General features: G+C 72.0%; 6 protein-coding genes. 4 read left to right on the top strand and 2 right to left on the bottom strand.

Translation table 11 applies throughout. The features are described 5' to 3' along the window. Window positions 1-949, top strand: a 949-nt coding sequence (locus VE546_RS18240; RefSeq protein WP_324923603.1) for a sugar phosphate isomerase/epimerase, incomplete at its 5' end; no start/stop codon positions are given. A gap of 65 nt (window positions 950-1014) precedes the next feature. On the opposite strand, the gene VE546_RS18235 is transcribed toward VE546_RS18240, so the two are convergent. Further along, window positions 1015-1722 carry a type 1 glutamine amidotransferase domain-containing protein gene (locus VE546_RS18235; protein WP_324923601.1) on the bottom strand — a complete coding sequence of 236 codons (708 nt, stop codon included), beginning with the start codon at window positions 1720-1722 and terminating at the stop codon, window positions 1015-1017. Between the two features lie 126 nt (window positions 1723-1848). Between VE546_RS18235 and VE546_RS18230 the strand changes: the two genes are divergently transcribed. Then, complete coding sequence (locus VE546_RS18230; protein WP_324923599.1) at window positions 1849-2754, top strand: LysR family transcriptional regulator; 906 nt, start codon at window positions 1849-1851, stop codon at window positions 2752-2754. 23 nt (window positions 2755-2777) lie between these two features. Here VE546_RS18230 and VE546_RS18225 read toward each other — a convergent pair whose 3' ends face one another. Then, window positions 2778-3791 (bottom strand): multicopper oxidase domain-containing protein, encoded by a 1014-nt coding sequence (locus VE546_RS18225; protein WP_324923596.1) that lies wholly within the window; start codon window positions 3789-3791, stop codon window positions 2778-2780. A 194-nt stretch (window positions 3792-3985) separates the two neighbouring features. Between VE546_RS18225 and VE546_RS18220 the strand changes: the two genes are divergently transcribed. Both VE546_RS18220 and VE546_RS18215 read left to right on the top strand, forming a co-directional pair. Continuing rightward, entirely contained in the window at window positions 3986-6505 is a 2520-nt protein-coding gene (locus VE546_RS18220) for a ThuA domain-containing protein (protein WP_414720520.1), read from the top strand. 8 nt (window positions 6506-6513) lie between these two features. Next, a partial coding sequence (locus tag VE546_RS18215; protein ID WP_324923605.1) for a cupredoxin domain-containing protein occupies window positions 6514-7060 on the top strand: 547 nt, incomplete at its 3' end.

Genomic DNA, 7060 nt, shown 5'->3' with positions numbered 1-7060 from the left:
GGGCACGGGCGCCCCCGGCACCGCGGCGGCCGCCCCGGCGGCCTCCGCCGCATCCGGCCGCCGCCGCGGCGGCCCGCTGCTCCCCAGGGGCAGCCTCGGCATCCAGCTCTACAGCGTCCGCGACCAGGTCTCCACCCTCGGCTTCGCCCGCGTCTTCGAGGAGCTGCGGCGCTACGGCTACTCCGAGGTGGAGTTCGCCGGCTACACCCAGGGCTCGGCGGGCCCCATCACCCTGGGACAACTGCGCCGCCTGGTCCGCGACAACGGCCTGCGGGCCGTCGGCAGCCACGTCGGCTACTACTCCTCCGACCCGAACGCCTACACCTTCGCGACCAATCTGGAGAAGGTCCTCGACGACGCCCAGGAGCTGGGCCTGAAGCACATCGGCACCGCCAGCGGACCGTTCCGCTACGGCTCCACGGTCGACGCCTGGAAGCGGGCCGCGGAGGACTTCAACACCTACGGCGCCGCGGCCCGCGCCCGCGGCATGACGTTCTACCAGCACAACCACGCCGAGGAGTTCTCCTTCGCCACCGACCGGCCCGACGTGCGCCTGTACGACGTGCTGCTGGAGGAGACCGACCCCGACCTGGTCCACCTGGAGATGGACATCTACTGGGCGTACTGCGCGCAGTTCCGCTTCAGCACCCGGCCCGACGGCGTCCCCGCGCCCTTCGACCCGATCGACTACGTCCTGGCGGCGCCGCACCGCTATCCGCTGTTCCACGTGAAGGACGGCGAGAAGGACCCCTCGACCCGCGACGGCTACCGCATGGTGGACGTCGGCGACGGCGACATCGACTACGAGCGGTTCATCGGCGGGGTCGAGCGGCTCTCCCGCCGCCGCAACCACCACTGGATCGCCGAACACGACAACCCGGGCGACTCGCTCAGCTTCGCCCGCCGCTCCGGCGCGTACCTGCGGTCGCTGCGCGAGGACGGCTGCTGACCGGAAGGCCGGCCGGAACGGAGGTGCCCGCCACCGCGCACCGGTGGCGGGCACCACCTCGTGGGTCAGCCGGCCGCCTCCAGCGCGGCGAGCACCCGCTTGGCGGTGTCCACGCTGGACTGCGGGTTCTGCCCGGTGACCAGGTTGCCGTCCACCACCACCCGGCTCGTCCAGGCCGGGCCCGCCTCGATGACGGCGCCGTGCTCGCGGAGCCTGCTCTCCAGGAGGTACGGGACCGCGTCGCCGAGACCACCCTGCCGCTCCTCCTCGTCCGTGAACGCGGTCATCGAACGCCCGGCGAAGAGGAAGCCGCCGCCCTCGCCGACGGTGCTCAGCAGCGCCGCGGGGCCGTGGCACAGCGCCCCGACGACGCTCCCCTGCCGGTCGGCCTCGGCGAGCAGCCGGCCGAGGTCGGCGTCGCGTGCCAGGTCCTCCATCGGGCCGTGGCCCCCGGGCACGTAGACCGCGTCGTAGTCGGCGGCCGAGAGCCCGGCGAGGGCCCGCGGCTCCGCCAGCTGGGGTGTGAGGGAGTCCAGGTACGCCCGGAACCTCTCGGCGTCGGCCGCCGTGACGCCGCCGCGCTCGTCCAGGCTGGCCGGGTCGACGGTGGGCCGTACGCCGCCCGGGGTGGCGATGTCCACCTCGACGCCGGCCTCGCGGAACACCTGGTGCGACGCGGCGACCTCCTCGGCCCAGTAGCCGGTCGGGTGGGCGGTGCCGTCGGCCAGCGTGAGGCTGTCGGCTCCGGTGATGACCATCACGATCCTTGCCATGGCGGACTTCCTTCTCCTGATCCGCGCCCTCTGCGGCGCCTGCTGTCCGGTACGACGCCCACGCTAATCAGGGTTCTTTGGATATCCTCGCCGACATCATCAGATTTCTTATGGCAGGGGAATTGCGTGCCGGACCTCGACCTGCTCCGGACCTTCCTGGAGATCTACCGGGAGGGTTCGCTCACCGCCGCCGCGGCGCGCCGCGGGCTGACCCAGCCCGCGGTCAGCGGCCAGCTCGCCCGCCTGGAGGAGCAGCTCGGCGAGCCCCTGTTCACGCGGTCGCGCCGTGGCGTCACCCCCACCGACCGGGCCCACGACCTCGCCCGGCGCATCGGCACGCACCTCGACGCGCTGCGCCGGGCCCTCGCGGCCGGCGACGACCGGGCGGCCCACCAGGGCACGGTGCACCTGGCCGGCGCCGCGGACCTGATGGCCGCCCGGGTGCTGCCCTCGCTCGCCCCGCTGACGGACCGCGGGCTGCGGCTGAGGATCACCCTGGGGCTCGCGGAGGACCTGCTGGCGGCCCTGGCGGGCGGGCGGGTGGACCTGGTGGTCTCGGCCGTGCGCCCGAAGCTGGCGAAGATCACGGCGACGCCGCTCGCCGACGAGGAGTTCGTGCTGGTGGGAGCGCCGAGCCAGGCCCGCACGATCGACCCCGGGCACCTGGCCCGCGACCCGGTGCAGGCGCTGGCGCACCTGCCGCTGGTGGCGTACGCGGAGGAGCTGCCCATCATCCGCCGCTACTGGCGCAGCGAGTTCGGCCGCCGCCCGCCCAACCCGGTCGCGGTCACCGTGCCCGACCTGCGGGCCGTACTGGCCGCGGTGGTCGCGGGCATCGGGGTGTCGGTCCTTCCCCGCTATCTGGCGGAACCGGCGCTCGCGGCGGGCTCGGTGGAGGTGCTGCACACCGCGGGCGTGCGCCCGCTCAACACCCTGTACCTGGCGACCCGTACCGGCGGTCTCGCCGACCCGTCCGTGGCCCTGGTCCACCGGCACCTGCTCGCGCGAGCGCGCGAGTGGGAGGTCCTGTAGGCGGGCCGCGGCGGGGCCGCGGGTCAGTGCTCGTGGCCCGGCGGGTGGTGCGGCTCGTAGCCGGGAACGGTGCCGTCGGGCTTGGCGACGAGGAACAGCCCGGCCATGCCCATGTCGGAATGGCTCTGGACGTGGCAGTGGTACATCCACGCGCCGGCGCCCACGTTCTCCCCGGCGATCACCTGGAAACCGAATGAGTCGGCCGGGCCGGTGATCTTGTTGTCGATGACGCGGCTCGGGTCGTCCGGGCCTTCGAGCAGGCCCGTGCGGTTGTCCGCCCAGCGGTGACCGTGGATGTGGAACGTGTGGTAGTACTCGCCGTGCGTGATCATGACGATCTCGACCCGGTCGCCCACGGTCGCCTCGAAGTTCGGGGTCTCGCCGGCCCCCTTGTTGTTGATCGTCATGTCGTTGAAGACGATGGTGAACTGCTTGTCCGGCAGGACGTCGCCCTTCCTGCGGACCACCACCGGCCCGTACAGGCCCCTGCGGATGCCGCCGGTGCCGTGCTCGGTGCCGACGACGTGGTCGTGGTAGTGCCAGTACCCCGCGCTGCCCGGCCGCCAGGTGCCGTCCTTGCGCCGTCCGGGCTCGTGGGTGCGCCAGGTGTACGTGCGCTTCCCGCCGGGCGGCACGGTGCTGCGGTTCATCCGGGTGCCGTCGTTGGCGATGTCGTAGTCGACGCCGTGCACGTGGAGGCTGGCCTCCACGTCCATCGTGTTCTCGAACTCGATGTGCAGGGTGTCGCCCTCGACCAGCTCGATCAGCGGACCCGGGATGGTGGCCTTGCCCTTCTCCAGCCCGTAGCCCATCTGCCCGTCGGGCAGCCTCTCCGCGTACATCTTCAGGTGGCGGACCTCGCCCCCGGCCCGCGCCGTACGGACCGGCTCCCTGGCGGCCCGTACGGTCCCCTGCGCCGCGGAGGGGGAGGCCCCGGTGGCCAGGACGGCCGGGGCCACGGCCGCGGCGGCCGCGCCGCCGGCGAGGAACCGTCGGCTGAAGGTGCGCCTGGGGATGTTGCCGGCTGCCTCGGTCATCGCTCTCCCAACTCGCTCTCACAGGCGGGGGGCTGACGGATCGTGGGGGCGGAGCAACGCCACGGTAAACCGGCGGCCCCTGTTCGTCCACGGTCAGGACAAAGTTTGTTGAGTGTCGGTCATAGGTATTGGCGGGCCGCGAAAAGAGGTCTAGCTTCACGGCTGTTGCTCCGACCGGAGAGGGTGGGTGGACCATGCGGCACACACCGCATCGATTTCCCTCGGCGAGACGAGGGGCCAGCACACTGCACCTCGGAAAGCGACGCGGCCTCGTCGCCGCGCTGGTGGCCGGTGCCATCACCACGACCCTGCTGGGCGGCACACCGGCCGCCGCCCGCCTCGACCCCGGCTCACCGGCGCCGAAGCTGCAACTGAAGTCCCCGCCGGGCGGGGAGAACGTACGGGTCCTGGTCTTCCACGCCTCGGCCGGCGAGGAGCCGCCGACGGTGAACGCGGGCATCGAGGCCGTCGAACGGATCGGCAGTTCCGGCCCGAGCGCCGAGCGCTTCACGGTCGACGCCACCGAGGACGCCTCGGTGTTCACCTCGAAGAAGCTCGGCAGGTACAACGCGGTCGTCTTCCTCACCGGCGGCGGCGACGTGCTGGACCCCGAACAGGAAGCCGGGCTGGAGAGCTACCTGGAGGCCGGGGGCGGATTCCTCGGCATCCACGACGCGGCGCGCACCGAGCCGTACTCCTCCTGGTTCACCGGCCTGATCGGGGCCCGCCCGGCGGCCGGCGGCGCGGCGGCGGTGCAGCGGGCCGTCGTCGAGGTCGGCGACCGCGTCCACCCGGCCACCAAGGAACTGCCGCTGGAGTGGAAGCGGTCCGACAAGTGGTTCAACTGGGAGTCCAACCCCTCGGGCGAGGTCCACACGGTGGCGCGGGTGCGCGAGAACTCGTACCGGCCGGGCGAGGGCGCCAACGGATGGGACCACCCCGTCTCCTGGTGCCGGGACTACGACGGCGGCCGGTCCTTCTACACCGCCATGGGCGGTACGGCGGCCAGCTTCCAGGAGACCGACTTCCGCGCGCACCTGCGCGGCGCCCTGCTGTGGACCACCCGCCTGGCCCGCGCCGACTGCAAGGCCACCATCACCGCCAACTACCAGGCCGAGCGCCTCACCCGGCCCAACCAGCCCGGCCAGACGGACCAGATCGGCGAGCCGCACGGGCTCGTCACCGCCAAGGACGGCCGGGTCTTCTACATCGGCCGGGGCGGCGGAGGCCCCGGGGAACCGGTGAAGACCGACTGGAACGACCCCGGGATCGGCAAGGGCAAGGGCACCGTCCACGTCTGGGACCCCAGGACCGGGAAGGCGACCCTCATCGGCTCGCTGGACGTCTTCGGCAACAAGGGCGGCGGCGGGGAGCTGACCAAGAACGAGGAGGGACTGGTCGGCATCGAACTCGACCCCGACTTCCTCACCAACGGCTGGATCTACCTCCACTACACCCCGCACGCGCGGATCGACCGCGACACGCACATGGCCGAGCGCCGGGTCTCCCGCTTCACCCTCGACCCCGGAACGGGCCGGCTCGACCTCTCCTCGGAGAAGGTCCTGCTGAAGTGGCCCGTCCAGATCCACAGCTGCTGCCACGCGGGCGGCGGCATGGCCTGGGACTCCAAGGGCAACCTCTACATCGCCACCGGCGACAACAACTCCTCCGGCTTCAGCGACGGCTACTCCGGCAACAACCCGGAGCCGAACTTCAAGGGCCGCGCCTTCGCCGACGCCCGCCGCACCTCCGGCAACACCAACAACCTCAACGGCAAGATCCTGCGCATCCACCCCGAGGACGACGGGACGTACACCATCCCCGAGGGGAACCTCTTCACCGGCAAGGAGCAGGACGAGGGCGGCGGCAAGACCCGCGGCGAGATCTACGTGATGGGCGTCCGCAACCCGGCCCGCATCGCCGTCGACCAGAAGACCGACATCCTCTACGCGGGATGGGTCGGCCCCGACGCCTCCACGCCGAGTCCCGTGTGGGGACCGGCCAAGTACGACACCTTCGCGGCGATCACCAGGGCGGGCAACCACGGCTGGCCGTTCTGCATGGGCAACAAGCAGCCCTACCGGGACCGCAACCTGCCCGACCCGGGCAAGCCGCTCGGCTGGTACGACTGCGACCACCCGAGGAACGAGTCCCCCCACAACGACGGCCTGGTGAACCTCCCCCCGGTCACCTCCAACACCATCTGGTACTCCCCGCAGGGCGGCGCCCCCGACTTCCCGCGCAACGCCGACGGCATCCCCAGCTACAAGCTGGAGGAGCAGAAGCTGCTGCTGCCGTGGCTGAAGGGCGGGGGCCAGGCCACGATGAACGGGCCGGTCTACCGGTACGACGCCGCGAGCGACAGCCAGGAGAAGTGGCCGGCGTACTGGGACGGCAAGTGGTTCGTCGGCGACTTCTACGACGGCGACCAGCCGCGGCACGCGGTCCTCACCGATCCGAAGACGGTCGGCAAGGGCGGCCTGCCCGTGCACGCCGAGAGCCTCGACAAGATCGTCCCGACCGGGGCGAAGGGCATCCGCAACCTCATGGACTGGCGCTTCGGACCCGACGGGGCCCTGTACGTCCTGGACTACGGGCGCGGCTTCTTCAACTACGACGACGCGTCGGCGCTGTGGCGCGTCACCTACCGGGGCGGCGAGGCGACTCCGCTGCCCGAGGACCTGGTCGGCACGGACGAGAAGGCGGAGCGGTGAACCGGAGAATCTGGACGGCCCTGGTGACCGCTCTGCTGACGGTCCTCGGCCTGACCTCATCGGTGGCCCACGGCCGGCCGGCCCCGGACACCGGGACCGCCGCGGAGCAGGTGCTCACCTGGACCGCGGGCAACGACATCACGAAGTACACCTCGGCACCCGCGACCGCGGTCGCCGGAAAGGCCACGATCGTCTTCGAGAACAGCGAGGCCACCGGCAACACCACCGCCATGCCGCACACCCTGACGTTCGACGTCTCCGACCCGGAGTACAACAACGACGTCCCGCTGAACATCCTGGCCAACCCCCTGGACGCCAACGGCGGCAGGCACACCGCCGAGGTCACCCTCACCCCCGGCCGGTACCGCTACTACTGCACGATCCCCGGCCACGGCGAGATGGAGGGCATCCTCACCGTCACGGACGGCGGCCAGGGCGAGGACACCACCGCCCCGGAGACCTCCGCGACGGTGGCGGGCGAGAAGAACGCGGACGGGGCGTACATCGGGCACGCCACCGTCACGGTCACGGCGACCGACACCGGCTCCGGCGTGG

It is taken from the genome of Streptomyces sp., from assembly GCF_035644915.1.
Lineage (GTDB): Bacteria > Actinomycetota > Actinomycetes > Streptomycetales > Streptomycetaceae > Streptomyces.
This window is presented reverse-complemented; position numbering and strand designations above follow the sequence as displayed.